27 protein-coding genes are annotated in these 24,445 nt (G+C 66.3%); 8 read left to right on the top strand and 19 right to left on the bottom strand.

Going from position 1 to position 24,445, the window contains the following annotated elements:
- Positions 1-7 precede the first annotated feature (7 nt).
- Positions 8-628, bottom strand: a complete 621-nt coding sequence (orn, locus tag U5A56_RS02630) for an oligoribonuclease (RefSeq protein ID WP_044844810.1) — start codon at positions 626-628, stop codon at positions 8-10.
- A 117-nt stretch (positions 629-745) separates the two neighbouring features.
- Here orn and U5A56_RS02625 point away from each other — a divergent pair, with 117 nt between their 5' ends.
- The 3 genes from U5A56_RS02625 to U5A56_RS02615 are packed head-to-tail and all read left to right on the top strand — an operon-like array spanning position 746 to position 3,318.
- Positions 746-2,005 carry a M48 family metallopeptidase gene (locus tag U5A56_RS02625; protein WP_321920867.1) on the top strand — a complete coding sequence of 420 codons (1,260 nt, stop codon included), beginning with the start codon at positions 746-748 and terminating at the stop codon, positions 2,003-2,005.
- Complete coding sequence (rsgA, locus tag U5A56_RS02620; RefSeq protein WP_040143718.1) at positions 2,002-2,943, top strand: ribosome small subunit-dependent GTPase A; 942 nt, start codon at positions 2,002-2,004, stop codon at positions 2,941-2,943. The genes U5A56_RS02625 and rsgA overlap by 4 nt, the downstream gene beginning before the upstream one ends.
- 57 nt (positions 2,944-3,000) lie before the next feature.
- Positions 3,001-3,318 (top strand): putative signal transducing protein, encoded by a 318-nt coding sequence (locus tag U5A56_RS02615; protein ID WP_044844812.1) that lies wholly within the window; start codon positions 3,001-3,003, stop codon positions 3,316-3,318.
- Between the two features lie 75 nt (positions 3,319-3,393).
- On the opposite strand, the gene U5A56_RS02610 is transcribed toward U5A56_RS02615, so the two are convergent.
- The 6 genes from U5A56_RS02610 to rpsP all read right to left on the bottom strand — a co-directional run bounded on the left by U5A56_RS02610 (position 3,394) and on the right by rpsP (position 7,520).
- Positions 3,394-4,332, bottom strand: a complete 939-nt coding sequence (locus U5A56_RS02610; protein ID WP_044844813.1) for a CobD/CbiB family protein — start codon at positions 4,330-4,332, stop codon at positions 3,394-3,396.
- A 119-nt stretch (positions 4,333-4,451) separates the two neighbouring features.
- Complete coding sequence (locus U5A56_RS02605) at positions 4,452-5,138, bottom strand: CoA pyrophosphatase (protein ID WP_044844814.1); 687 nt, start codon at positions 5,136-5,138, stop codon at positions 4,452-4,454.
- A gap of 87 nt (positions 5,139-5,225) precedes the next feature.
- Positions 5,226-5,618 carry a 50S ribosomal protein L19 gene (gene rplS / locus U5A56_RS02600; protein ID WP_006486838.1) on the bottom strand — a complete coding sequence of 131 codons (393 nt, stop codon included), beginning with the start codon at positions 5,616-5,618 and terminating at the stop codon, positions 5,226-5,228.
- A 133-nt stretch (positions 5,619-5,751) separates the two neighbouring features.
- The gene (gene trmD, locus U5A56_RS02595) at positions 5,752-6,546 is read right to left on the bottom strand and encodes a tRNA (guanosine(37)-N1)-methyltransferase TrmD (RefSeq protein WP_124487488.1); all 795 of its coding nucleotides are present in this window, start codon (positions 6,544-6,546) and stop codon (positions 5,752-5,754) included.
- Positions 6,546-7,223, bottom strand: a complete 678-nt coding sequence (gene rimM, locus U5A56_RS02590) for a ribosome maturation factor RimM (RefSeq protein ID WP_044844816.1) — start codon at positions 7,221-7,223, stop codon at positions 6,546-6,548. Before rimM ends, trmD begins: the two co-directional genes overlap by 1 nt.
- A 42-nt stretch (positions 7,224-7,265) precedes the next feature.
- Positions 7,266-7,520 (bottom strand): 30S ribosomal protein S16, encoded by a 255-nt coding sequence (gene rpsP / locus U5A56_RS02585; protein ID WP_006476550.1) that lies wholly within the window; start codon positions 7,518-7,520, stop codon positions 7,266-7,268.
- 153 nt (positions 7,521-7,673) lie between these two features.
- Here rpsP and U5A56_RS02580 point away from each other — a divergent pair, with 153 nt between their 5' ends.
- Together U5A56_RS02580 and U5A56_RS02575 are read left to right on the top strand one after the other, a co-directional pair.
- On the top strand, positions 7,674-8,813 hold the full coding sequence (locus tag U5A56_RS02580) for a PQQ-dependent sugar dehydrogenase (protein WP_321920911.1): 1,140 nt from the start codon (positions 7,674-7,676) through the stop codon (positions 8,811-8,813).
- Between the two features lie 111 nt (positions 8,814-8,924).
- A complete protein-coding gene (locus U5A56_RS02575) occupies positions 8,925-9,392 on the top strand; it encodes an NINE protein (protein WP_044844818.1) in 468 nt (155 codons plus the stop codon).
- A gap of 18 nt (positions 9,393-9,410) precedes the next feature.
- Here the strand turns inward: U5A56_RS02575 and U5A56_RS02570 are convergent, their stop codons facing one another.
- Positions 9,411-10,589, bottom strand: coding sequence for a PA0069 family radical SAM protein (locus U5A56_RS02570; protein ID WP_321920866.1), 1,179 nt, complete (start codon positions 10,587-10,589; stop codon positions 9,411-9,413).
- A gap of 91 nt (positions 10,590-10,680) precedes the next feature.
- The gene (locus tag U5A56_RS02565) at positions 10,681-11,169 is read right to left on the bottom strand and encodes an Lrp/AsnC ligand binding domain-containing protein (protein ID WP_044844820.1); all 489 of its coding nucleotides are present in this window, start codon (positions 11,167-11,169) and stop codon (positions 10,681-10,683) included.
- Positions 11,170-11,314: 145 nt separating this feature from the next.
- Between U5A56_RS02565 and U5A56_RS02560 the strand changes: the two genes are divergently transcribed.
- A complete protein-coding gene (locus U5A56_RS02560; protein WP_124521932.1) occupies positions 11,315-12,601 on the top strand; it encodes a D-amino acid dehydrogenase in 1,287 nt (428 codons plus the stop codon).
- Between the two features lie 323 nt (positions 12,602-12,924).
- Here the strand turns inward: U5A56_RS02560 and U5A56_RS02555 are convergent, their stop codons facing one another.
- From U5A56_RS02555 to U5A56_RS02535, 5 genes are all read right to left on the bottom strand, one after another.
- Positions 12,925-13,860 carry an electron transfer flavoprotein subunit alpha/FixB family protein gene (locus U5A56_RS02555; RefSeq protein WP_321920865.1) on the bottom strand — a complete coding sequence of 312 codons (936 nt, stop codon included), beginning with the start codon at positions 13,858-13,860 and terminating at the stop codon, positions 12,925-12,927.
- A gap of 16 nt (positions 13,861-13,876) precedes the next feature.
- The gene (locus tag U5A56_RS02550) at positions 13,877-14,626 is read right to left on the bottom strand and encodes an electron transfer flavoprotein subunit beta/FixA family protein (protein ID WP_321920864.1); all 750 of its coding nucleotides are present in this window, start codon (positions 14,624-14,626) and stop codon (positions 13,877-13,879) included.
- A 229-nt stretch (positions 14,627-14,855) separates the two neighbouring features.
- Positions 14,856-15,650 (bottom strand): MetQ/NlpA family ABC transporter substrate-binding protein, encoded by a 795-nt coding sequence (locus U5A56_RS02545; RefSeq protein ID WP_321920863.1) that lies wholly within the window; start codon positions 15,648-15,650, stop codon positions 14,856-14,858.
- Positions 15,651-15,677: 27 nt separating this feature from the next.
- Positions 15,678-16,331: a methionine ABC transporter permease gene (locus U5A56_RS02540; RefSeq protein ID WP_044844825.1), complete on the bottom strand. Its 654-nt coding sequence runs from the start codon at positions 16,329-16,331 to the stop codon at positions 15,678-15,680.
- Complete coding sequence (locus tag U5A56_RS02535) at positions 16,321-17,355, bottom strand: methionine ABC transporter ATP-binding protein (protein ID WP_044844826.1); 1,035 nt, start codon at positions 17,353-17,355, stop codon at positions 16,321-16,323. The genes U5A56_RS02540 and U5A56_RS02535 overlap by 11 nt, the downstream gene beginning before the upstream one ends.
- Positions 17,356-17,571: 216 nt before the next feature.
- Between U5A56_RS02535 and U5A56_RS02530 the strand changes: the two genes are divergently transcribed.
- Positions 17,572-18,495 (top strand): alpha/beta hydrolase, encoded by a 924-nt coding sequence (locus U5A56_RS02530; RefSeq protein WP_321920862.1) that lies wholly within the window; start codon positions 17,572-17,574, stop codon positions 18,493-18,495.
- A 22-nt stretch (positions 18,496-18,517) separates the two neighbouring features.
- Here U5A56_RS02530 and U5A56_RS02525 read toward each other — a convergent pair whose 3' ends face one another.
- Positions 18,518-19,441 (bottom strand): histone deacetylase family protein, encoded by a 924-nt coding sequence (locus tag U5A56_RS02525; RefSeq protein ID WP_321920861.1) that lies wholly within the window; start codon positions 19,439-19,441, stop codon positions 18,518-18,520.
- A gap of 43 nt (positions 19,442-19,484) precedes the next feature.
- On the opposite strand from U5A56_RS02525, the gene mltB reads away from it, so the two are divergent.
- Complete coding sequence (mltB, locus tag U5A56_RS02520) at positions 19,485-20,834, top strand: lytic murein transglycosylase B (RefSeq protein ID WP_321920860.1); 1,350 nt, start codon at positions 19,485-19,487, stop codon at positions 20,832-20,834.
- A 76-nt stretch (positions 20,835-20,910) separates the two neighbouring features.
- Here the strand turns inward: mltB and cysM are convergent, their stop codons facing one another.
- The 4 genes from cysM to rfaE1 form a co-directional block, all read right to left on the bottom strand.
- Positions 20,911-21,813 carry a cysteine synthase CysM gene (gene cysM / locus U5A56_RS02515; RefSeq protein WP_044844830.1) on the bottom strand — a complete coding sequence of 301 codons (903 nt, stop codon included), beginning with the start codon at positions 21,811-21,813 and terminating at the stop codon, positions 20,911-20,913.
- A 206-nt stretch (positions 21,814-22,019) separates the two neighbouring features.
- Positions 22,020-22,364, bottom strand: a complete 345-nt coding sequence (locus U5A56_RS02510) for a ComEA family DNA-binding protein (RefSeq protein WP_044844831.1) — start codon at positions 22,362-22,364, stop codon at positions 22,020-22,022.
- Between the two features lie 74 nt (positions 22,365-22,438).
- Positions 22,439-23,431, bottom strand: coding sequence for an ADP-glyceromanno-heptose 6-epimerase (gene rfaD, locus U5A56_RS02505; protein WP_044844832.1), 993 nt, complete (start codon positions 23,429-23,431; stop codon positions 22,439-22,441).
- A gap of 58 nt (positions 23,432-23,489) precedes the next feature.
- Positions 23,490-24,440, bottom strand: coding sequence for a D-glycero-beta-D-manno-heptose-7-phosphate kinase (gene rfaE1 / locus U5A56_RS02500; protein ID WP_321920859.1), 951 nt, complete (start codon positions 24,438-24,440; stop codon positions 23,490-23,492).
- Between the last annotated feature and the right edge of the window lie 5 nt (positions 24,441-24,445).

Raw genomic sequence — 24,445 nt, 5'->3', positions numbered from 1 at the left:
GGCCCGCTCAGGCGGCCGGCGCGGACTCGCCTGCCGGCGCCGACGCGGCCGGAATCAGGAAATGCTCGCGGTAGTACTTCAGTTCGTCGATCGACTCGTGGATGTCCGCGAGCGCCGTGTGCATCGCACGCTTCTGGAAGCCCTTGTAGATCGCCGGCTGCCAGCGGCGGCACAGCTCCTTGAGCGTGCTGACGTCCAGGTTGCGGTAGTGGAAGAATCGTTCGAATTCCGGCATCCAGCGCGCCATGAAGCGGCGATCCTGGCAGATCGAGTTGCCGCACATCGGCGACTTGCCGGGCGACACGTACTGCGAGAGGAACGCCTGCAACTGCGCGGCGGCGTCCGCCTCGGTCACGGTCGACGCGCGCACGCGGTCGATCAGCCCGGAACGGCCGTGCGTCGACTTGTTCCAGTCGTCCATCTTCGCGAGCGTTTCGTCGCTCTGGTGGATCGCGAACACGGGGCCTTCCACCGCGATGTCGAGCGTCGAGTTGGTCACGACGACCGCGATTTCGATGATGCGGTCGTTATCCGGGTCGAGGCCGGTCATCTCCATGTCGAGCCAGACGAGGTTCAACTCGTTGCGCACGAGCGCGGGCTGGCTGGCGGAAGCGGCGGTATCGGTCATGAGTCATCCTGGAAAATGGCGGACGGCGCATGGCGCCGCCCGGGCGGCCGGCATCGCGTGAGCGGGCCCGGTCCGCAAGAACATATAATTCTCCCATAGAACCCTTTGGCGCCTTCGATGTCACCCTTTTCGTTCACCCTGCTGTTCGCGATCGCCGTGCTCGCGATGGTCGTCACCAAGCTGTGGCTCGCGTCGCGGCAGATCCGCTTCGTCGCCGCACATCGCAACAGCGTGCCCGCGCAGTTCAGCGCCACCATTCCATTGACTGCCCATCAGCGTGCGGCCGACTACACGGTCGAGCGCACCCGGCTGGCGATGTTCGAGATCGTCGTCAGCGCGGCCGTGCTGGTCGGCCTCACGCTGCTGGGTGGCGTCGGCGCGCTCGACACGCTGCTGACGGGCTGGTTCGGCCGCGGCTACGGGCAGCAGGTCGCGCTCGTCGCCGCCGTGCTCGCGATCACGAGCGTGATCGACGTGCCGTTCGAGTATTACCGCCAGTTCGGGATCGAGCAGCGGTTCGGCTTCAACCGGATGACCAAGCGCCTGTTCTTCACCGACATGCTGAAGAACACGCTGCTCGGCGCCGTGCTCGGCCTGCCGCTGCTGTTCGTCGTGCTGTGGCTGATGAACCAGGCCGGCACCCTGTGGTGGCTGTGGACCTGGATCGTCTGGGTCGCGTTCCAGATGCTCGTGCTGCTGATCTATCCGACCTTCATCGCGCCGATCTTCAACAAGTTCGAACCGCTGAAGGACGAAGCGCTGCGCGCGCGCATCGAGTCGCTGATGAAACGGTGCGGCTTCGCGGCGAAGGGGCTGTTCGTGATGGACGGCAGCCGCCGTTCCGCGCACGGCAACGCGTACTTCACGGGCTTCGGCGCATCGAAGCGGATCGTGTTCTTCGACACGCTGCTCGCGCGGCTGACGGGCCAGGAAATCGAGGCCGTGCTCGCCCACGAGCTCGGCCACTTCAAGCGCCGCCACGTGATGAAGCGGATGCTCGTGTCGTTCGTGCTGAGCCTCGTGCTGCTCGCGCTCCTCGGCTGGCTCGCGCAGCGCACCTGGTTCTATACGGGCCTTGGCGTCACGCCGTCGCTCGACACGAGCAACGCGGGCGCCGCGCTCGTGCTGTTCTTCCTCGCGATCCCCGTGTTCCTGTTCTTTGCAACTCCGTTCAGCAGCCTGACGTCGCGCAAGCACGAATTCGAGGCCGACGCGTTCGCGGCCAGCCAGACCGACGCGCAGGATCTCGTCAGCGCGCTCGTGAAGCTTTATGAGGACAACGCGTCGACGCTCACGCCGGACCCCGTCTACACGGCCTTCTACTACTCGCATCCGCCCGCGTCGCAGCGGATCGACCGCCTGATGCAGCACGCATGAGCCGGCCGACCTCCCGCAAGCCGGCCCCGCGCGCGTCGGGCGCGCCGCGTGTCGAAGGCCGCGTGATCGCGGCGCACGGCCGCCACTACATCGTCGCGCCCGACGACGGCGGCCCGATGCTGCAGTGCTTCCCGCGCGGCAAGAAAAGCGAGATCGCGGTCGGCGACCGCGTCGTGTACGAGCAGGCGTCGGCCGACCAGGGCGTGATCGTCGAGATCGGCGAGCGGCGCAACCTGCTGTACCGCTCCGACCAGTTCAAGTCGAAGCTGTTCGCGGCCAACCTCGACCAGCTGCTGATCGTGCTCGCGACCGAGCCCTATTTCAGCGAGGACCTGCTCGGTCGCGCACTGATCGCGGCCGAAGCGAACGAACTGAAGCCGCTCGTCGTGCTGAACAAGATCGACGTCGAGGCCGCGCTGCCGGTCGCCCGCGAGCGCCTCGCGCCCTACCGCGCGCTCGGCTACGACGTGCTCGAGCTGTCGGTGAAGGGCGCGCCCGACGATGCGCGTGCGCAGCTGATGCCGCATCTGGCCGGCCATTCGACCATCCTGCTCGGCCAGTCCGGGATGGGCAAGTCGACGCTCGTGAACCTGCTCGTGCCCGATGCCGAGGCCGCGACCCGCGAAATCTCGGCCGCGCTCAACAGCGGCCGCCACACGACGACGTTCACGCGCCTCTACCCGCTCGACGGCGGCGGCGCGCTGATCGATTCGCCGGGTTTCCAGGAATTCGGCCTCTACCACCTGACGGAAGGCCGCCTCGAGCGCGCGTTCCCGGAATTCCGCCCGCTGCTCGCGGACTGCCGTTTCTATAATTGCCATCATCTGCACGAGCCGGGCTGCGCGATTCTCGAGGCCGTCGCCGACGGCCGCATTGCACCGTCGCGGCATGCGCTTTACGCGCAGCTCGTGCACGAGGCAAGCCAGATCGTCCGCTGACCGCGGCGGGCAGAAGGCGGCCGGTGCCCCGCCCGGCCTTCACCGACAGGAGCCGCGATGCGTTTCAAGGCCCCCGATCTCGCCACCGCGCAGCATTGGGCGAACGTGCTGCAGGTGGCCGGCATCGGCTGCGAGTTGCACAACTGCTACGCGACCGGTGCGCTCGGCGGCCTGCCCGCCGACGCGTGCACGCCCGAGCTGTGGCTCGACGACGAGCGCGACGATGCGCTCGCGCGGCGGCTTCTCGATGCCGCGTCGCACGGCCCGTCGGCCGGCGCCGCGCCGTGGCGCTGCCGTCAGTGCGGCGAGGCGCTCGAGGCCCAGTTCACCGCCTGCTGGCAATGTGGCGCCATACGCGATCCGCTCGACGACTGAGCGAATGGGTCACGCACAGCAAAAAGGCCGGCATGAAGCCGGCCTTTTCGTTTCATCGCGCACTGCGCTGCCGCGTCACGATACCCAGACGGCCAGCGTCAGCATCAACAGCAGGATCATCCACAGGATCACGGCGCGCCACACCAGGCCAACCGCGGACTGCAGCGTGCGCGGCGTGCAATCGTCACCGACCGTCAACGGGCCGCTGTCGCCGACCGCCAGTGCGTCGAGGCTCGATGGTTCCGCGAGCGGCCCCGCGAGACGCGCGCCGAGCGCGCCGCTGCCGGCCGCGAGCAGCACGCCGTCGTTCGGGTCGGGCCACTGGCGCGTGTGATTGCGCCACGCGTAGATCGCGTCCTCGAAGTTGCCGACGATCGCGAAACCGAGCGCGGTCAGCCGCGACGGAATCCAGTCGATCACGAAGAACGCGCGCTGCGCGAACGTCGAGAACGCGGCCGTGCGATCGTCGCCCGGCGTCGACCAGCTGCGCGCGAGATATTCGGAGATGCGGTACAGCACGGCGCCGGCCGGACCGATCGGCAGCACGTACCAGAAGAACACGCCGAACACGTGACGATGCGACGCAACGACCGCATGAATCAGCGTATGACGGACGATTTCGCCGACCGGCATGTCGACCGTGTCGAGGCCCGTCCACTCGTGCAGGATTTCACGCGCGCGCGGCACGTCGTCGTTGTTGAGCGCGAGATGGATATCGGTGAAGTAGTGGCTGAACTGGCGGAAACCGAGCGTGAAATACACGACGGCGACGTTCCAGATGAACGCCAGCACGAAGCTCACCTTGTACAGCAGGAAGTAGATCAGCGCGACGATCAGCACCCACGGCAGCACGACCGCGAGCCATGCGAGCACGCCATGCTTTTGCTTGCCGGCGTCGAGGCCATGCGCGACGGTTTCCGCGTGAAACTGGAACAGCGCGAACACCGGATTGCTCGGCGACAACGCGCGGACCTGTTCGATGATGAGAGCGAGGAGAACCGAAAAGAAAGTCATGCGTGCGCCGTCTTCGGAGTTATGTCATTTTTTGCGTAACGATAGCACAGCGTAAGCGACGCATGGCTGACGATGCGATCGCCCGGCGGCCGGCCGCGCGCGCCGCACAGCGCGGGAAGTCAGCCGGCTGCCAAGAAGCGGTAGAGATTGCGCAACATGCCGGCAGTTGCGCCCCAGATGAAGTAATGCCCGGCTGATTCGCCACTGGGATAGGGCATCGCAAAAAAACGACGCTCGCCGCCTTCCCAGCGGAACACGCGCACCTGGTGGTTCGCGGGGCTCATCAGGAACGCGAGCGGCACCTCGAAAATCTCGGCGACTTCGAACGTGTCGGCCTGCACGGTGAACGGCGGATGCACGAGCGCCACGACGGGCGTCACGCAGAAACCGGTCCCCGTCAGGTAGTCGGGCAGCGCACCGAGAATCTCCACCGGCTCGGCGGCCAGTCCGATTTCTTCCTTCGCCTCGCGCAACGCGGTTGCCGTCGCATCGCGATCGAACGGCTCGCGACGGCCGCCGGGGAAGCTGATCTGCCCGGCATGGTCGTTCAGGTGATCGGCGCGCTGGGTCAGCAGCACGGTGAGGCCGCTCTCGCGAACGACGAGCGGGATGAGGACGGCGGCGCTGCGCGGGTCGACGCCCTCCTGCAGCCGCGCCTCGCCGGGCTCGACGCTCCATTCGAGCGTGCGCGCAAAACGCTCGCGCAGCCCGGGCGGCGTCATCAGGCGGGACTCGATGGACGGCAGGCCCGCGCCGGTGCCTTCAACCGGCAGCACTTCGGGATCGATGATGGGGCGGCGATTCAATGGGGCTCTCGTGTTCGTGACATAACGAGCATATTGTCGCGCCAGAATGAAAAAAGCACCCGGGTGGGTGCTTTTTCCTTACAGCTCTTACTCTTGGGAAGCTGCTGCGGCGCGATCCTTCGACACCAGCTTTTCCTTGATACGAGCCGACTTGCCCGAACGCTCGCGCAGGTAGTACAGCTTCGCACGACGCACATCACCGCGACGCTTCACGACGATGCTCGCCAGCAGCGGCGAGTACGTCTGGAACGTACGCTCGACGCCTTCGCCCGACGAGATCTTGCGGACGATGAAGTTCGAGTTCAGGCCGCGGTTGCGAATCGCGATCACGACGCCTTCGTAAGCCTGAACGCGCTTGCGGTTACCTTCAACCACGTTCACGTTCACGATCACCGTGTCGCCCGGGGCGAAATCGGGGATCGTCTTGCCGGCGAGCGCGCGCTCGATCTCTTCCTGCTCAAGTTTTGCGATCAGATTCATTACTGACTCCTTATGCCATCTTGTCGGCGTTTGCACCCGCCCGTTTCCAGGCCTGGCCCCGATAGAGGATGGATTCACATCAGGCACCGCACACACATGCACGGCACCGCCATTTCCCGTCCGCGACGCCGCCTCAGGAGGCGTTCTTCGCTTCGCGTGCGAGGTTCGCAAGCCACGCCTCGTCGGCACGACTCAGCAACTTCTCGCGGCGCGCCCGGACGATCAGGTCCGGCCGCTTCCGCAACGTATTCTTCAATGCTTCCTGCCGCCGCCACTTCTCGATCTCGGCATGATGCCCGCCGAGCAGCACGTCCGGCACGCGCATTCCCTCGTATTCCTCGGGGCGCGTGTAGTGCGGGCAATCGAGCAGCCCGTCGGCGAAGCTGTCCTGCACGGCCGACTGCGCATCGTTCAGCACGCCGGGCAACAGGCGCACGACGGCATCCATCATCGCCATCGCCGGCAGTTCGCCGCCGGACAGAACGAAATCGCCGAGGCTGATTTCCTCGTCGACACAACGGTCGAGCAGACGCTGATCGATCGCCTCGTAGCGACCGCACAGCACGATGACACCGGGCTCCTGCGCCATCCGCACCGCACGTTCGTGCGTGAACGGCGCACCTTGCGGCGACATCATCACCACCCGCGTGCTCGCGACGCCCTGCTCCGCCTGCGCGGCTTTCGCAGCACCGATCGCGGCCTCGAGCGGCCTGGCCAGCATCACCATGCCCGGACCGCCGCCGTACGGGCGATCGTCGACCGTGCGGTAGTTGTCCGTCGTGAAATCACGCGGATTCCAGGTGCGCAACCCGAAGCGCTCCTGCTTCACGGCCCGGCTGGTGATTCCCCAGTCGGTCAGCGCGCGGAACATTTCGGGAAAGAGCGTGACGACGTCGAACTGCACCGCGCTCTCCGTAACCTGGTTCATTAGTAATCGGCTTCCCAGTCGACGACGATGCGACGTGCCGCCTGATCCACCGTCTTGACGTAGACGCCGACGAACGGAATCAGCCGCTCGTCGGTGGTCGGCCGACCATCCTTGCCGACTGCCGGATACTCGACGCGCATGATCGAATGCACGCCGTTGTCGATCATCCCGCTCACCGTCCCGAGCGCCACCGATTGCTCGTTGACGACCTCGAGGCCGATCAGGTCGACCCAATAGAATTCGTCCGCGGACAATGCCGGGAAATCTTCCCGGCGCACGAACACGCGAAAGCCGCGCAAAGCCAGTGCGGCATCGCGGTCGCTGACACCCGCGGTATGCGCGACGACCGTGTCGCCGTGCGTCTTCGACTGCAGGATGCGGGCGGACAACCGCTCCCCACCCCGTTCCAGCCACCAGCGGCGCGCTGTGAGCAGCGCATCGCCGCCGCGACCGGCGTCGGCATGCGTCGCCACCTTGACCCAGCCTTTCAGGCCGTAGGCGTCGACTACTGCACCGACCTCGACAGCATCGTCGGGCCAGGCTTGCACCGCTTCGAGACTGCCCTGCTCGGCAGCCGTACCGGCGCTCGCGACAGTGTCGCGCTCGACCGGCTTGCGGACGAATGCGCCAAACGACGCTCGCCCGCGCCTTGCGTTACCGGAATCGTGACCGGACATCAATGCTCCTTGCAGCCGGCACGACCGGCACACCGCGCCATGTTAGGCAGCCGGTTGCGCCTTTTGCGCTTCCTTCACGAGACGCTGGACGGTCGGCGACAGTTGCGCGCCAACGCCTTGCCAGTACGTCAGGCGGTCCTGAGCGATACGCAGCGATTCGCCCTTCGTGGCGACCGGGTTGTAGAAGCCGACGCGCTCGATGAAGCGGCCGTCACGACGGTTGCGCGAATCGGTAGCAACGATGTTGTAGAACGGGCGCTTCTTCGAGCCGCCGCGAGCCAGACGGATGATAACCATATGAAATCCTTCGGGAAAACCGGGTTCGAAACTACTGAAACGTGCGATTATAGCCGGAAACCAAAGCCACAACAAACACTTACGCGCAAAAATTCCGCAGACGCCCTGTTCGCCGGGCATACAATCGTCGTGTCCACGACGCTCCCCGCCGCCATGCCGCTATTTCGCGTCACCCCGGCGCGCCGCGCGCAGCACCGCCTCGCAGGCTTGCTGACCGGCCTCGTCACCTGTCTCGCATCCGCCTCGGCTTGCGCCGCACCACCGGTGGACGAACTCGTCGTGCCGCCCGGCTTCCATGTCGACGTGCTGACCAACGCCGTGCCGACCGCCCGTGAAATGGCGTGGTCGCCGCGCGGCATCCTGTATGTCGGCTCGCAGGAAGGCCGCGTACATGCCTTCGTGATGCAGGCGGGCCGGATCACTGCCCGCCATGTAATCGCGTCGGGGCTCGACACGCCCGTCGGCGTCGCATATCGCGATGGCGCCCTCTATATCTCCGCCGTGTCGCGCATCCTGCGCCTCGACCACATCGACGACCGGCTCGCCAGGCCGCCCGCGCCGGCGGTCGTGACGGACGCGCTGCCGACCGATCATCATCACGGCTGGAAATTCATCGCGTTCGGCCCCGACGGCAAGCTCTACGTGCCGGTCGGCGCACCGTGCAACGTCTGCCTCGCCGATCGCAGCCGATACGCGATCATCGCACGCATGCACGCCGACGGCAGCAACCGCGAAGTATTTGCCCGCGGCGTGCGCAATACCGTCGGCTTCGCGTGGCACCCCGATTCGGGCGAGCTATGGTTCACCGACAACGGGCGCGACATGATGGGCGACGACGTGCCCGACGACAAGCTGAACCGTGCGCCGCGCGCGGGCCTCGATTTCGGCTTTCCGTACTGCCATGGCGGCGACACGCCCGACCCCGAATTCGGGAGCCCCGACGTGTGCCGGCGCTACGCGCCGCCCGCGCTGAAACTCGGCGCGCACGTCGCGGCGCTCGGCATGCGCTTCTATACGGGGCCGATGTTTCCGGCGTCGTATCGCAACAACATCTTCATTGCCGAGCACGGTTCGTGGAATCGCAGCACGAAGGTCGGCTACCGCGTGATGCGCGCTGTCGTGTCGGCCGACGGCAGTCATACGCGCCAGACGCCGTTCATCACGGGCTGGCTGCGCGCGGACGGCAGCGTGTGGGGACGCCCGGCCGACGTACTGCCGCTACCGGACGGCTCGCTGCTCGTCAGCGACGACTACGCGGGCGCCATCTACCGTGTCACCTATGCGGCACCTTGACGCAGCGGAGGGGTGACCGGGCCCGACCGGGCATCGTAGAATGCGTGCCGGGCCCGAGCGCCCTGCGCCGGCCTGCCGGCCGCCCATGCCACCGATAATCCGCCACCACCCATGTCCAGCAGCACCGCATCGCCCCGCCGCTTCCGCTCCAAGACGCTCACCGCCGCCCTCGCGTTCCTGTTCGGTTCGCTCGGCGCGCACCGCTTCTACCTGTACGGCTTGCGCGACGTGTACGGCTGGGCGCACCTGCTCGCGACGATTGTCGGCATCCCGGGTTTCCTGCTGCTCGCCGCGACCCAGCGCAGTGCCGGCCTCGGCTGGTGGCTCGCCGTGCCGGGTGCGATCTCGCTGCTGGCCGCGTTCCTCGCCGCGCTCGTCTACGGCCTGCGCCCCGACGAGAAATGGGACGCGCAATTCAATGCCGACACGGGCAAGCACAGCCGGTCAGGCTGGACGGTGATCTTCATCGTGATCTTCTCGCTGCTGATTGGCGCGTTCCTGCTGATGACCGCGCTCGCGCTGTCGTTCCAGACGTATTTCGAGTCGCAAGTCGAAGCGGCGAAGCAAATCTCGCAGTAAGCTGCCGACGCGGGTCGGTCAGAACAGGCTCATCTGCAAGTCGTCGCGCGATTTCGCGCCAGTTGCGCCCTTCACCGTGCGCGGCGCGGCCGCCCCGGCCGCCGGCGCACCGCGAAACTGCGACAGATCCAGAATGCCGTTCCTGCGCTCGTTCAACCCGAGCCGCTTCACGGCCTGACGGAAACGCTGCCGCAACAGGTCGGCCCAGATCCCCTCGCCCTTCATCCGTTTCGAGAAATCCGAGTCGTAGTCCTTCCCGCCGCGCATGTCGCGCACGCGATTCATCACGCGCTCCGCTCGATCGGGGAAATGCGCGGCAAGCCAGTTCTTGAACAGTGGCGCGACCTCCCACGGCAGCCGCAGGATGATGTAGCTCGCGTGCGTCGCGCCGGCTTCCGCACAGGCTTCCAGCACACGCTCCATGTCCGGCTCGGTGACGAACGGGATTATCGGTGCAATGCTCACACCCACCGGCACGCCCGCGTCGCGCAGTGCGCGGATCGTACGCAGCCGGCGCGCCGGTGTCGCCGCACGCGGCTCGAGCGTGCGCGCGAGATCGGCGTCGAGCGTCGTGATCGTGACTGCGGCCATCACCTGCCCGCGCTCGGCCATCGGGGTCAGCAGATCCAGATCGCGCTCGATCAGCGACGATTTCGTGATCGCGGCGAACGGCAGCCCGTAATCGTGCATCACCTGGATCACGCTGCGCGTGATGCGCAGATCGCGCTCGACGGGCTGGTATGCATCGGTGTTGACGCCGAGCGCGATCGGCTCCGGCACGTAGCGCTTGCGCGAAATCTCGCGCTCGAGCAGTTCGGCCGCGTTGACCTTCGCGTAGATGCGGCTCTCGAAATCGAGCCCCGGCGACAGGCCGAGATAGCTATGGGTCGGCCGTGCGAAGCAGTAGATGCAGCCATGCTCGCAGCCGCGATACGGATTGAGCGACACGCTGAACGGAATGTCCGGCGACTGGTTGTGCGTCAGGATGCTCTTCGCGCGCTCCTCGAACACCTGGGTACGCAGCGGAGCAGGCAGATCGGTGTCGTCCGATTCGTGCGTCCAGCCGTCGTCGACCGCTTCGCGCAGTGCCGTTTCGTACCGCCCCTGGAGATTGTCGACCGCACCGCGCCCCTTGCGGGGCGCCGGCGGCGCTATCGGAAACTCGTTGTCGGACCGACCGTCCATGTGCTCACCCATTCGCCTGCACCCAATACTGTATATTTATACAGTATTGGGTGCAGCATGCCAAGGGCGAGATAGCGGGGCCGGCAGCAGGCCCCCGCCGCGCTCATTCGCCGACCGAAATCGTCAGCGTCTCCTTGATTTCCTCCATCACGACATAGCTCTTCGACTGCACCGCGCCGGGAAGTTGCAGCAGGATGTCGCCGAGCAGCTTGCGATAGTCGGCCATTTCACCGATCCGCGCCTTGATCAGGTAGTCGAAGTCGCCGGACACGAGATGACATTCGAGCACCTCGTCGATCTTCATCACTTCGCGGCGGAACTGCTCGAACATGTTGCCGCCCTTGTGGCCAAGTGTGATCTCGACGAACACCAGCAGCGCGGCATCCAACTGGTGAGGATCGACACGCGCGTGGTAGCCGGTGATCACGCCGTCGCGCTCCATGCGCCGCACGCGCTCGATGCACGGCGTGACGGTCAGTCCGACCTGTTCCGCGAGGTCCTTCATCGCCATCCGGCCGTCGTCCTGGAGCAGTTTCAGGATGCGCCGGTCGAGCTTGTCGAGCGAGCGTACTGGCTGGCGTTGCGTTCTCATTTGTTTATGCTGAAAACCTGAAAAATACGATAACAAAACCTACACATTCGACAATAACATAGCGCAAAAAACTAGATCAGCTAGAGGTTACACGGAGACGCAGGTGCGCCCGGCCTCGACCTGATCCCTTCCATCTGGAGCAGCTATGCGAGTCGTCATTCTGGGCAGCGGTGTGGTGGGCGTGGCAAGCGCGTATTACCTCGCGCGCGCCGGTCATGAAGTCACGGTGATCGACCGGGAAGCCGGCCCGGCGCTCGAGACGAGCTTCGCAAACGCAGGTCAGATCTCGCCCGGCTATGCGGCGCCGTGGGCCGCGCCCGGCGTGCCGCTGAAGGCCGTCAAGTGGATGTTCGAGAAGCACGCGCCGCTCGCAATCCGCCTCGACGGCACGCGCTTCCAGCTCCAGTGGATGTGGCAGATGCTGCGCAACTGCACGGCCGAGCGCTATGCGGTCAACAAGGGCCGCATGGTCCGCCTCGCCGAATACAGCCGCGATTGCCTGCAGGCGCTGCGCGCCGACACGGGCATCGAGTACGAAGGGCGCACGGGCGGCACGCTGCAGCTGTTCCGCACGCAACAGCAACTCGACGGCGCGGCGAAGGACATCGCGGTGCTGCAGGAAGCGAACGTGCCGTTCGAACTGCTGTCGCCGGCCGAACTGAAAAATGCCGAACCGGCGCTCGCCGCCGTGTCGCACAAGCTGACCGGCGGCCTGCGCCTGCCCGGCGACGAAACGGGCGACTGCCAGCTGTTCACGACGCGCCTCGCGGCGCTCGCGGAATCGCTCGGCGTGAAGTTCCGCTACAACACGCCGATCGACGCGCTCGCGATCGCGGGCGGCAAGATTGCCGGCGTGCAGTGCGGCAGCGAGACGGTGCGCGCGGATGCGTACGTCGTCGCGCTCGGCTCGTACTCGACCCGCTTCGTCTCGAACCTGATGAAGATTCCGGTCTATCCGCTGAAGGGCTATTCGATCACCGCGCCGATCGTCGACGAGGCGGCCGCCCCCGTGTCGACGGTGCTCGACGAAACCTACAAGATCGCGATCACGCGTTTCGACCAGCGCATCCGTGTCGGCGGCATGGCGGAAATCGTCGGTTTCGACAAGAACCTGCGCGCAGCGCGCCGCGAAACGCTGGAAATGTGCGTGAACGACCTGTTCCCGGGCGGCGGCGACACGTCGAAGGCAACCTTCTGGACGGGCCTGCGCCCGATGACGCCGGACGGCACGCCGATCGTCGGCCGCACGCCGGTCTCGAACCTGTTCCTGAACACCGGCCACGGCACGCTCGGCTGGACGATGTCGTGCGGATCGGGCCAGTTGCTCGCCGACCTGATCTCGGGCAAGAAGCCGGCGATCCAGGCCGACGACCTGTCGGTGCATCGCTACCTGAAGGACGTGGCCGGCCAGACGCGCCCGGCATACGCATAAGTCGGGACGGCCCGCGGCGACGCAGGCCGGTCGGTATCAATGGAGAAGGCGCCCGTCAGGGCGCCTTTTTCGTTTCAGCGCATGCGATACCGGCTCGGAAAGGGGGCTTGCGTCAACGCGCACGCGCGTTGCCCCTTCGCTCCGGCGATCGATGCTTCGGTCCCATCTGCTCGCACAAAAACTGTTCCGTACGGCATGGTGCGATGGCGATGCGCTGCATCGAAGACAGATGCGTCCCCGCCCCTTCTGCCATTGCACAAAAAAAGGGCGCTCATCGCGCCCCTTTCGTACGACTTGCTGCCGAAGCATCAAGTCACGCAGCGTCAGCCCAGCTCGTTCACGAGCTCCGGCACGAGCGCGAACAGATCGCCGACGAGGCCGTAGTCGGCCACGCTGAAGATCGGTGCTTCCGGATCCTTGTTGATCGCGACGATCACCTTCGAATCCTTCATGCCGGCCAGATGCTGGATCGCACCCGAGATGCCGACCGCGATGTACAGCTGCGGTGCGACGATCTTGCCGGTCTGGCCGACCTGGTAGTCGTTCGGCACGTAGCCGGCGTCGACTGCCGCGCGCGATGCGCCGAGTGCGGCGCTCAGCTTGTCGGCCAGCGGCTCGAGAACCTTCGTGTAGTTCTCGCCGCTGCCCAGGCCGCGGCCACCCGACACGATGATGCTCGCCGACGTCAGTTCCGGACGGTCCAGCTTCGTCACTTCACGGCTCACGAACTGCGACTTGCCTGCGTCCGCCGCCGCGTCGATCTTCTCGACCGCTGCGCTGCCGCCTTCCGCTGCCACCGGATCGAAACCCGTCGCACGCACCGTGATGACCTTGATCGGGTCGCTCGACTGCACCGTCGCGATCGCGTTGCCCGCGTAGATCGGGCGCTCGAACGTGTCGGCCGAATCGACCGCCGTGATGTCCGAGATCTGCGCGACGTCCAGCTTCGCGGCGATACGCGGTGCGATGTTCTTGCCGTAGGCGGTAGCCGGAGCCAGGATGTGCGAATAGTCCTTCGCGATGTTCAGCGCGGTCGCCTCGACGTTTTCCGCGAGGCCCGCTTCGAGTTGCGGCGCATCGGCCAGCAACACCTTCGACACACCTGCGATCTTCGCTGCTGCATCGGCAGCCGCTTGCGCGTTGTGGCCCGCGACCAGCACGTGGATGTCGCCACCGATCTTCGCTGCCGCCGCCACCGTATTCAGCGTCGCGGCCTTGATCGACGCGTTGTCGTGTTCTGCAATCACCAGAATCGTCATTTCTTTCCGCTCCCTCTTACAGCACCTTGGCTTCGGTCTTCAGCTTCTCGACCAGCGTCTTCACGTCCGGCACCTTCACGCCGGCCGCGCGCTTCGGCGGCTCGGCCACCTTCAGCGTCTTCAGACGCGGCGTGACATCCACGCCGAGGTCTTCCGGCTTCACCGTTTCCAGCGGCTTCTTCTTCGCCTTCATGATGTTCGGCAGCGTCACGTAGCGCGGCTCGTTCAGGCGCAGGTCGGTCGTCACGACCGCCGGCAGCGACAGCGACAGCGTTTCCGCGCCGCCGTCGACTTCGCGTGCAACCGTTGCCTTGCCGTCGGCGATCGTCACCTTCGACGCGAACGTCGCTTGCGGCAGGCCAGCCAGCGCAGCCAGCATCTGGCCCGTCTGGTTCGAATCGTCGTCGATCGCCTGCTTGCCGAGGATCACGAGTTGCGGCTGTTCCTTGTCGACCAGCGCCTTCAGGATCTTCGCGACGGCCAGCGGCTCGACGCTGTCGTTCGACTCGACGAGGATCGCGCGATCCGCGCCGATCGCCAGCGCCGTGCGCAGCGTTTCCTGCGCTTGCGCGACACCGACCGACACGGCGATCACTTCAGTCGCCACACCGGCTTCCTTCAGGCGCACGGCTTCTTCAACGGCGATTTCGTCGAACGGGTTCATCGACATCTTCACGTTCGCGATGTCGACGCCCGTGTTGTCCGACTTCACGCGGACCTTCACGTTGTAATCGACCACTCTTTTCACTGGCACCAGGATTTTCATGCACACGCTCCAAAGTTACGAATACGACCAGAGGCCATTCTATAGCGAGGCCTCATGACTGCGCGGCCAAGCGGACCAATCCATCGCGGCTATCGAGGATAGCGCGCCTCTTCGGCGCGCCGGCAATAGCGAACGGTCGTTCTATTTTAAAAGAGAAAAAACCCGGACGCAAAGCCCGGGTTTTCGATCATCGACTCTAATCGTCACCGGGCGCGCCCCGCATCACGTGTTACCAGGCAGCGATCACCGCGCCGCCGAACTTCTGTTCGATGAACTGCTTCACTTCCGCGGAATGATAAGCCGCGACCAGCTTCGCGACCCACGGCTTGCCCCGGTCGGCCTCGCGAATCGCGAGAACGTTCGCGTACGGGCCGGTCGGGCCCTCGATCGCGATCGCATCCTGTTTCGGTTTCAACCCCGCTTCCATCGCGTAGTTGGTATTGATCGCCGCCGCGTCGACGTCGCCGAGCGAGCGCGGAATCTGCGCCGCATCGAGCTCGACGATCTTCAGCTTGCGCGGGTTGTCGACGATGTCGAGCGGCGTCGCCTTCAGCCCGGCGTCCGCGCGCAGCTTCAGCAGCCCCTGCTTCTGCAGCAACAGCAGCGCACGGCCGCCGTTGGTCGGATCGTTCGGCACCGCGATGCGCGCGCCCGGCTTCAACTCGGCCAGCGACTTCACCCGCTTCGAATAGATGCCCATCGGGAACGTGACGGTCTCCGCGACCTTGATCAGCTTGTAGCCGCGATCCTTCACCTGCGCCTGCAGATACGGATCGTGCTGGTAGCTGTTCGCGTCGAGATCGCCGGACGCGAGCGCCGCGTTCGGTTGCACGTAATCCGAGAATTCGACGACGCGGATGTCGAGGCCGCCCTTGGCCGCGACCTTCTTCACCACCTCCATGATCTGCGCGTGCGGGCCGCCCGTCACGCCCACCTTGATGATTTCGGTCTGCGCGTGCGCGCTCGCGAACAGTGCGGCCGCGCCGAATGCGGCCGCGAACTTCAGCATGAAGCGTCGTTGCATCCTATCCCCCAACGAATGAATGTCGTTTTACTTGTGGCTCAGCCGGCGCACGAGCCAGTCGCCGAACGACTGCACGATCTGCACGAACACGATCAGGATCGCGACGACCGTCCACATCACTTCCGGCAGATAGCGCTGGTAGCCGTAGCGGATCCCGAGATCGCCGAGCCCGCCGCCGCCGATCGCACCCGCCATCGCCGAATAGCCGACGAGCGACACGAACGTGATCGTCAGGCCCGCGACGATGCCCGGCAGCGATTCGGGCAGCAGCACCTTGAACACGATCTGCGAGGTCGTCGCACCCATCGACTGGGCCGCCTCGATCAGCCCGCGGTCGACTTCGCGCAGCGCGGTCTCGACCAGCCGCGCGACGAACGGTGCGGCCGCGAGCGTCAGCGGCACGACCGCTGCGGCCGTGCCGATCGACGACCCCGTGACGAGCCGCGTGAACGGAATGACCGCGACCAGCAGGATGATGAACGGCGTCGAGCGCACCGCGTTCACGATGCCGCCGAGCACGCGATTCACGCCGAGGTTCTGCAGCACGCCCTGGCGGTCGGTCAGGTAGAGCAGCACGCCGAGCGGCAGCCCGACGAGCGCGCCGACCGCCCCCGAGATGCCGACCATGATCAGCGTCTCCCAGAACGACTGCACGAACATATCGAACATCTCACTCAACATACGAAAGCTCCTCTACCACCACACCTTGCTCGCGCAGGAACGCGAGCGCCTGCCCGACCTTGCCCGGTTCGCCGCCCGCGAGCACCGCGAGCGACCCGAACGCCTGCCCCTGGATCTCGTCGATCTGGCCATGCAGGATGTTGAAATCGAGTTCGTACCGGCGGATCGTCTCCGACAGGATCGGCTGGTCGACACCCGAGCCGGTGAACGCGAGCCGCAGCAGATGCCCGCTGCCCGTCTTCAGCCGCTCGGCCACGCGTGCCTTCAGCGCGGGCGGCAGTTCCTGCGCGATCACGTCGCCGATCAGCGCGCGCGTCACTTCGTGATGCGGCTGCAGGAACACGTCGATCACGCGGCCCTCTTCGACCACGCGGCCCGCGTCGAGCACCGCCACGCGATCGCACACCTGCTTGATGACTTCCATCTGGTGCGTGATCAGCACGATCGTCAGGCCGAGCTCGCGGTTGATGCGCTTCAGCAGGTCGAGGATCGCGCGCGTGGTCTCGGGGTCGAGCGCCGACGTCGCTTCGTCCGACAGCAGCACCTTCGGCTTGCTCGCGAGCGCGCGGGCGATGCCGACGCGCTGCTTCTGGCCGCCGCTGATCTGCGCCGGATAGCGATCCTTCTGCGCGGACAGCCCGACGAGGTCGAGCAGCGGCAGCACCGCCGCCTCGATCTCGGCACGGCTCGCGCCGGCCAGCTCGAGCGGCAGCGCGACGTTGTCGAACACCGTGCGCGACGACAGCAGATTGAAGTGCTGGAAGATCATGCCGATTTCGCGGCGCGCTTCGCGCAGCGCGCCGGACGACAGCAGCGTGAGATCGCGTCCCCCGACGACGACATTGCCTTCGGTCGGCCGCGTGAGCAGGTTGATGGTGCGCACGAGCGTGCTCTTGCCGGCGCCGCTTCGGCCGATGATGCCGAACACCTCTCCCTGCGGGATCGTCAGATTGACGTTGTGCAATGCGTCGACCCAGCCGGTCGGCCCGGGAAAACGCTGCGACAGATTGCGTAATTCGATCATGTAAACAAAACGGCGGCCGGCTGGCGAGGCCCGCCAGTCGGCCGCCGAAGCATCTGGAATAGCCGGCGATTTTACCGCAAACCCCTCATTCCACTTAATAATCGATTTCGATCTTTTCATAACCAGACGAAATTAGAGGGGCGCTGCTGGCCCGCCGCGCGGGTACCGCGACTATGATCCGGAACACCGATGCCAACGAGACAGGGGACCCGCCAGATGACCGCCACCACCACGCAGGCCGCCGCACCCGCCGCCACCTCGGCATCGGGCCCGGTATCGCCGCCCGCCCCACGGATGGGCCGGCTGCGTACCGCGGACGGGCTCGAACTGGCGTCGTATCGCTGGCCGGCCGGCGACGGCACGGTGCCGCCGCTTGCGACGATCGCGCTCGCCCACGGCCTCGCCGAGCATGCGGGCCGTTACGCGGCGCTCGCGGCCAGATTGAACGCGGCGGGCATCGACGTGCTGGCGATCGATCTGCGCGGGCACGGCCAGTCGCCCGGCAAACGCGCATGGGTCGAGCGTTTCGACGATTACCTGAACGATGCGGATGCGCTGGTTGCCGAAGCCGCCCGCGGCGCCATGCCGCTCTTCCTGATGGGGCACAGCATGGGCGGCGCCGTCGCGGCGCTGTATGCGATCGAACGCGTGCCGGCTCGCGGCCACGCGCTGGCGGGCCTCGTGCTGTCGAGCCCGGCGCTCGCGCCGGGACGCGACGTGCCGCGCTGGATGCTCGCGATGAGCCGCTTCATCAGCCGCGTGTGGCCGAGCTTCCCTGCAATCAGGATCGATGCGGCGCTGCTGTCGCGCGATCCGGCCGTCGTCGCGGCCAATCGGGCCGATCCGCTCGTGCACCACGGCGCGGTGCCGGCGCGCACCGGCGCCGAAGTCCTCGATGCGATGGCGCGCATCGAGCGCGGTCGCGGTGCGCTGCGCGTGCCGGTGCTCGTCTATCACGGCACCGAGGACAAGCTGACCGAACCCGACGGAAGCCGCGCGTTCGGCGCCCGCGTCGGCTCGCCCGATCGCACGCTGACGCTATACGAAGGCGGCTTCCACGAAACGATGAACGATCTCGAGCGCGACCGCGTGATCGATGCGCTGATCGCGTGGATTCACGCGCACGTGCCGGCGCGCTGAGCGCGCGCCGATCCGCTGCCGGTCAGATGCCGGCCAGCACGCGCAGGTGCGCGACGACGCTGCGCCCGAGTGCCGACAGGTTGTAGCCGCCCTCGAGACAGCTCACGATGCGACCCTGCGCATGCCGGCGCGCGACGTCGACGACCTGCGCGGTCAGCCATTCGAAATCGGATTCGACGAGACCGAGGTTGCCGATGTCGTCCTCGCGATGCGCGTCGAAACCGGCCGACACGAACAGCATTTGCGGCTTGAACGCGTCGAGACGCGGCAGCCAGAACATGTCGACCGCTTCGCGGATCGCCATCCCGTTGCTGCGCGCAGGCATCGGCAGGTTGACCATGTTCGGCGCCTGGTGATCGGCGCCCGAGAACGGGTACAGCGGATGCTGGAAGAAGCTGCACATCAGCACGCGCTCGTCGTTCGCGAACGCGGCTTCGGTGCCGTTGCCGTGGTGCACGTCGAAATCGATGATCGCGACCCGCTCAAGGCCGTGCACGTCGAGCGCGTGCCGCGCGGCGATCGCGACGTTGTTGAAGAAGCAGAAGCCCATCGCGCGCGCGGGTTCCGCGTGATGGCCGGGCGGCCGAACGCTGCAGAACGCATTCGCGTAGCGGCCTTCGATCACCGCGTCGGTCGCCGCGACCGCGGCGCCGGCCGCACGCAGCGCGGCGCGCCACGTGTCGCGGTTCATCAGCGTGTCGGGATCGATCTCGACGTAGCCGTCGACGGGCATCATGCTGCGGATGTAGTCGATATGGGCCTGCGTATGCACGCGGCCCAGCGCCACCTCGCTCGCGAATGGCGCGGTTTCGTGCACGATCAGGTCGTCGATGCGGCTCGCGATCAGCTGATCCTGGATCGCCGACAGTCGGGCCGGGCATTCCGGATGCCATTCCCCCATCTCGTGCAGCATGCAGTCGGGGTGCGTATAGAAGGCGGTTGCCATAAGCTGTCATCCGCGACGCGGGTTGCGCCGCAGGTCTCCATCAATGATGTCCATCGTCTTCCGCGAATTCGCCGCTAACTTACCACAACGGTGCGCTGCTACGCCCCGGCACGCAAGGTGCGTCGGGTATACTGCGCCGAACCCCATCGCCCTGTCCGCCCGCTTCGACATGAATTCCAGCAAGCCTGCCGCCCTTCTCTCCGCACTGTTCCGCGTTCGCGTTCCGCTCGTTGCCGCTGCCGTCGCCGCTACCCTGGCCGCCGCACCCGCCGCCGCGCAAACACAGCCTGCGAAGTCTCCCGGCACGCTCGTCGCGCAGGCGCAACCGCAGCAGCCGACGCCGCCGGGCCAGACCTTCGAAGAGGAGATCGTTCCGCAGCGTTACGCGAGCAACGCGAAGGTCGATGCGTTCATCGACGAGATGGTGAGCCGCAACGGCTTCGATTCCGCGAGCCTGCACGCGCTGTTCTCGCGCGTCAGCTACTCGGCCACGGCCGTGAAACTCGTGAAGCCGGCGCCGACGCCTTCGGTGAAGAACTGGAGCGTCTATCGTTCGCGCTTCATCGAACCGATCCGCATCAACGCGGGCGTGAAATTCTGGAAGGCGAACCGGGCAACGCTGCAGCGCGCGTCCGAGGAATTCGGCGTGCCGCCGGAGGTGATCGTCGGCATCATCGGCGTCGAAACGATCTACGGCCGCTACATGGGCAACTTCCGCGTGCTGGATGCGCTGACGACGCTCACGTTCGACTACCCGGACACGCCGAATCGCGACAGCCGCCAGGCCACGTTCCGCAAGAACCTCGAGGACTTCCTCGTCTGGACCCGCGACAACCAGCTCGACCCGACCACCGTGCTCGGCTCGTACACGGGCGCGATCGGCATCCCGCAGTTCCTGCCGAGCAGCATCCGCGAGTATGCGGTCGACTACGACGGCGGCGGCCACGTCGATCTGCGCAGCAGTCCTGCCGATGCGATCGGCAGCGTCGCAAACTACCTGAAGCAGCACGGCTGGGAAACCGATCGCCCGGTGGTCTGGCGGATCACGCCCGACACGGGCAGCCTCGGCATCGCCCAGGCGGCCGCGGACGGCCAGCCCGAACCGCACTGGGCACTGTCGCAGCTGCTGCGCGCCGGCATGACGCTCAACGAGCCGACGGTCAATATCACCACCGAAGCCGGCACGCCGGTGACCGTGGTCGATCTGCCGTCGCCGGGGCGCGCAACCGAGTACATGCTCGGCCTCAAGAACTTCTACGTGCTGACGCGCTACAACCGCAGCTTCTTCTACGCGCTCACCGTGTACCAGCTCGGCGAAGCCGTGAAGGCGCAGATGGAAGCGAGCGGCGCGCTGCCGCTGCCCGCGGCGGACACGGAAGCGCCGGCGCAGTAAGCTCGGCCCGCGCAAAGAAAAAGCGCCGCTCGTGCGGCGCTTTTTTATCGCGTGATCCTGCCGATGCCGTTCCGGCTCAGGCAGGAAACACGCCGGTCGACAGGTAGCGGTCGCCGCGATCGCAGACGATGAACACGATCGTCGCGTTCTCGACCTGGCGCGCGATACGCATCGCGACTTCGCATGCGCCACCCGACGAGATGCCGGCAAAGATGCCTTCGACGGCCGCGAGCCGGCGCGCCATCGTTTCGGACGCGGCCTGACTCACGCTCTCGACGCGATCGACGCGGCTGCGATCGAAGATCGTCGGCATATAGGCCTCCGGCCACTTGCGAATGCCCGGGATGCGCGACCCTTCTTCCGGCTGCGCGCCCACGATCTCGATCGCCGGATTCTGTTCCTTCAGAAAACGCGACGTGCCCATGATCGTGCCCGTCGTGCCCATCGCCGACACGAAGTGCGTGACGCGCCCCTCGGTGTCGCGCCAGATCTCAGGGCCCGTGCCTTCGTAGTGCGCGATCGGGTTGTCGGGGTTCCCGAACTGATCGAGGATCACGCCCTTGCCTTCGCGCTGCATCTGCTCCGCGAGGTCGCGCGCCAGTTCCATCCCGCCCTTTACCGGCGTCAGGATGATTTCGGCACCGTAAGCGGCCATGCTCTGGCGACGCTCGACCGACAGGTCCTCCGGCATGATCAGCACCATCTTGTAACCGCGGATCGCCGCGGCCATCGCGAGCGCGATGCCCGTATTGCCGCTCGTCGCCTCGATCAGCGTATCGCCCGGCTTGATGCGGCCGCGCGCCTCGGCCTTGCTGATCATCGACAGCGCCGGGCGATCCTTCACGGAACCGGCCGGATTGTTGCCTTCCAGCTTGGCGAGCAACACGTTGTTGCGTGCGCGAATCTCGTCGTCCGGCAGGCGGACCAGTTGCACGAGCGGCGTGTTGCCGATCGTGTCTTCGATAGTTTTGTAAGCCATGGAGATACCGTGAGTGCGAGGCTGATCAATCGATTGATTGTAAACCAGCGCCGGGGCTCGCGCCGGCAACCCCCATTGCGACGGTGGAATAGGCGTGCCCGCGATTCACGATCGTGCGCGTGCGGCATGCACGCAAAAAACCCGCGGCATGCCGCGGGAAGCCGTCGCAACGACGGCGACTGAAGGAGCCCTTCGCCTCGCGAGCGTTACTTCTGCGCAGTGCGGGCGGGCGCCGCGGCAGGTTTCACTGCCGCGGGCTTGCCCGCGGCGGGTGCCTGCGCACCCGAGCCTGCTGCGCCGATCGTCAACCCCTCCTGCTGAAGGCGCTCGACCGTATGGCCGCCCATGCCTTTCACGCGCGACGCAAGATCGTCTGCATTCCTGAACGGGCCGCGTGCGCCGCGCTCGTCGAGAATCGCCTTTGCCCGCGCGGGACCGATGCCCTTGATGCCGACGAGTGCATCCTCGTTCGCGGTGTTGACGTCGACGGCCGCCCAGGCCGACGCGATCGCGCCGAACATCGCTGCGGCGGCAAACCATTTCCTGATCATGTGCTGGATCTCCGATGAAAAACGGTCGGCGGCTGCCGACCGTGAGACCCAGTCTAGCGATGCGACGCGCGGACTTAAACCTGGCCGGACAGCCAACGCACGTAGCGGTCGACACCTTCCTGCACCGTCAGGAACGGCGCATCGTAGCCGGCGGCACGCAGCTTCGTCTGGTCGGCCTGCGTGAAGCACTGGTACTTGCCGCGCAGCGCATCCGGGAACGGCACGTATTCGATCAGCCCCTGCTCGACCTGCTGCGCGAGCGTCAGCGGCGGCAGGCCGTCGAGCGCGCGCAGCGTGTTTACGACCGTCGACGCGATGTCGTTGAACGGTTGTGCGCGGCCGGTGCCGAGGTTGAAGATGCCCGACTTCTCCGGATGATCGAAGAAGAACAGGTTCACCTTCGCGACATCCTCGATCGAGACGAAGTCGCGCGTCTGCTCGCCCGGCGCATAACCGTTGTACTCGCCGAACAGCTTGACCTTGCCTTCCGCGCGGAACTGGTTGAAGTTGTGGAACGCGACCGACGCCATGCGGCCCTTGTGCGTCTCGCGCGGGCCGTACACGTTGAAGTAGCGGAACCCGGCGATCTGGCTCTTCGCGCTCGGCAGCACGCGCCGGATCACCTGGTCGAACAGGAACTTCGAATAGCCGTAGACGTTCAGCGGCGCCTCGACCTCGCGCTCCTCGACGAAGCGCGTCGAGCCGCCGTAGGTCGCCGCCGACGACGCGTACAGGAACTGCGCGCCCTGCGCGAGGCACGCATCGAGCACCGCGCGGCTGTAGCGGAAGTTGTTGTCCATCATGTAGCGGCCGTCGGTTTCCATCGTGTCCGAACAGGCGCCTTCGTGGAACACCGCGCGTACCTTGCCGAAATCGCCGCGTGCGAAGCGTTCGACGAATTCCGTCTTGTCGAGATAGTCGTCGATCTCGCAATCGACGAGATTGCGGAACTTTTCCGCGCGCGTCAGATTGTCGACCGCGATGATGCGCGACTCGCCACGCTCGTTGAGCGCCTTGACGATGTTCGCGCCGATAAAACCGGCTGCGCCGGTGACGATGATGGTCATGGTCGTCCTGCCTGAAAAATGGGAGCCGTCCGGCCGGCGCGTGCGCCGCCCGATGCGCTCAGTGAAACAGTTCGTCGTAGCCGACGGTCGCCGTGCCGAGCTTGCCGACCACGATACCCGCGGCACGGTTCGCGAGCACGACGGCGTCGACGAGCGGCACGCCTGCGCCGAGCATCGTCGCGACGGTCGCGATCACGGTATCGCCCGCCCCCGACACGTCGTACACCTCGCGCGCGAGCGCCGGCGCGTGCAGTTCGCCCGCGGCCGAAAAGAGCGTCATCCCCTCTTCCGAACGCGTGAGCAGCAACGCATCGAGATCGAGTTCCGCGCGCAGCTTCGCGACGCGCGCGCGAAGGTCGTCTTCCGAATGCCACTGACCGACGACTTCGCGCAACTCCGCGCGGTTCGGCGTGATCAGCGAGGCGCCGCTATAGCGCGCCCAGTCGCCGCCCTTCGGATCGACGAGCACCGGCTTGCCGGCCGCGCGCGCCTTCTCGATCATCGTCGTCACGTGCGTCAGCCCGCCTTTCGCGTAATCCGACATCAGCACGATGTCGTGCTGCGGCAGCAGCGCGTCGAACCGCGCGAGCCCGGCGAGCAGCACCTCGTGCGTCGGCATCGCTTCGAAATCGACGCGCAGCAGCTGCTGCTGGCGCGCAAGCACGCGCAGCTTGATCGTCGTCGGCAGCGCCGCGTCGCGCTCGAGATGGGGCGTGACGCCACTGCTGCCGAGCAGCTCGACGATCCGCTCACCGGGTTCGTCGCAGCCGACCACGCACAGCAGCCCGGCCTGGGCGCCGAGCGTCACGGCGTTGCGCGCGACGTTGGCCGCGCCGCCGAGCCGCTCTTCCTGGCGCTGCACGTGCACGACGGGCACCGGCGCTTCCGGCGAAATACGGTCGACGTTGCCGAACCAGTAGCGGTCGAGCATCACGTCGCCGACCACGAGCACACGCGAACGCGCGAGCTGCGCGCGCGGGACCGGCACCACTTCGCGAAGGGTCGTCATCGTGC

It is taken from the genome of Burkholderia sp. BCC1998, assembly GCF_905339875.1.
Lineage (GTDB): Bacteria > Pseudomonadota > Gammaproteobacteria > Burkholderiales > Burkholderiaceae > Burkholderia.
The sequence above is the reverse complement of the archived record's forward strand: the minus strand, read 5'-3'. Positions and strand labels throughout refer to the sequence as shown.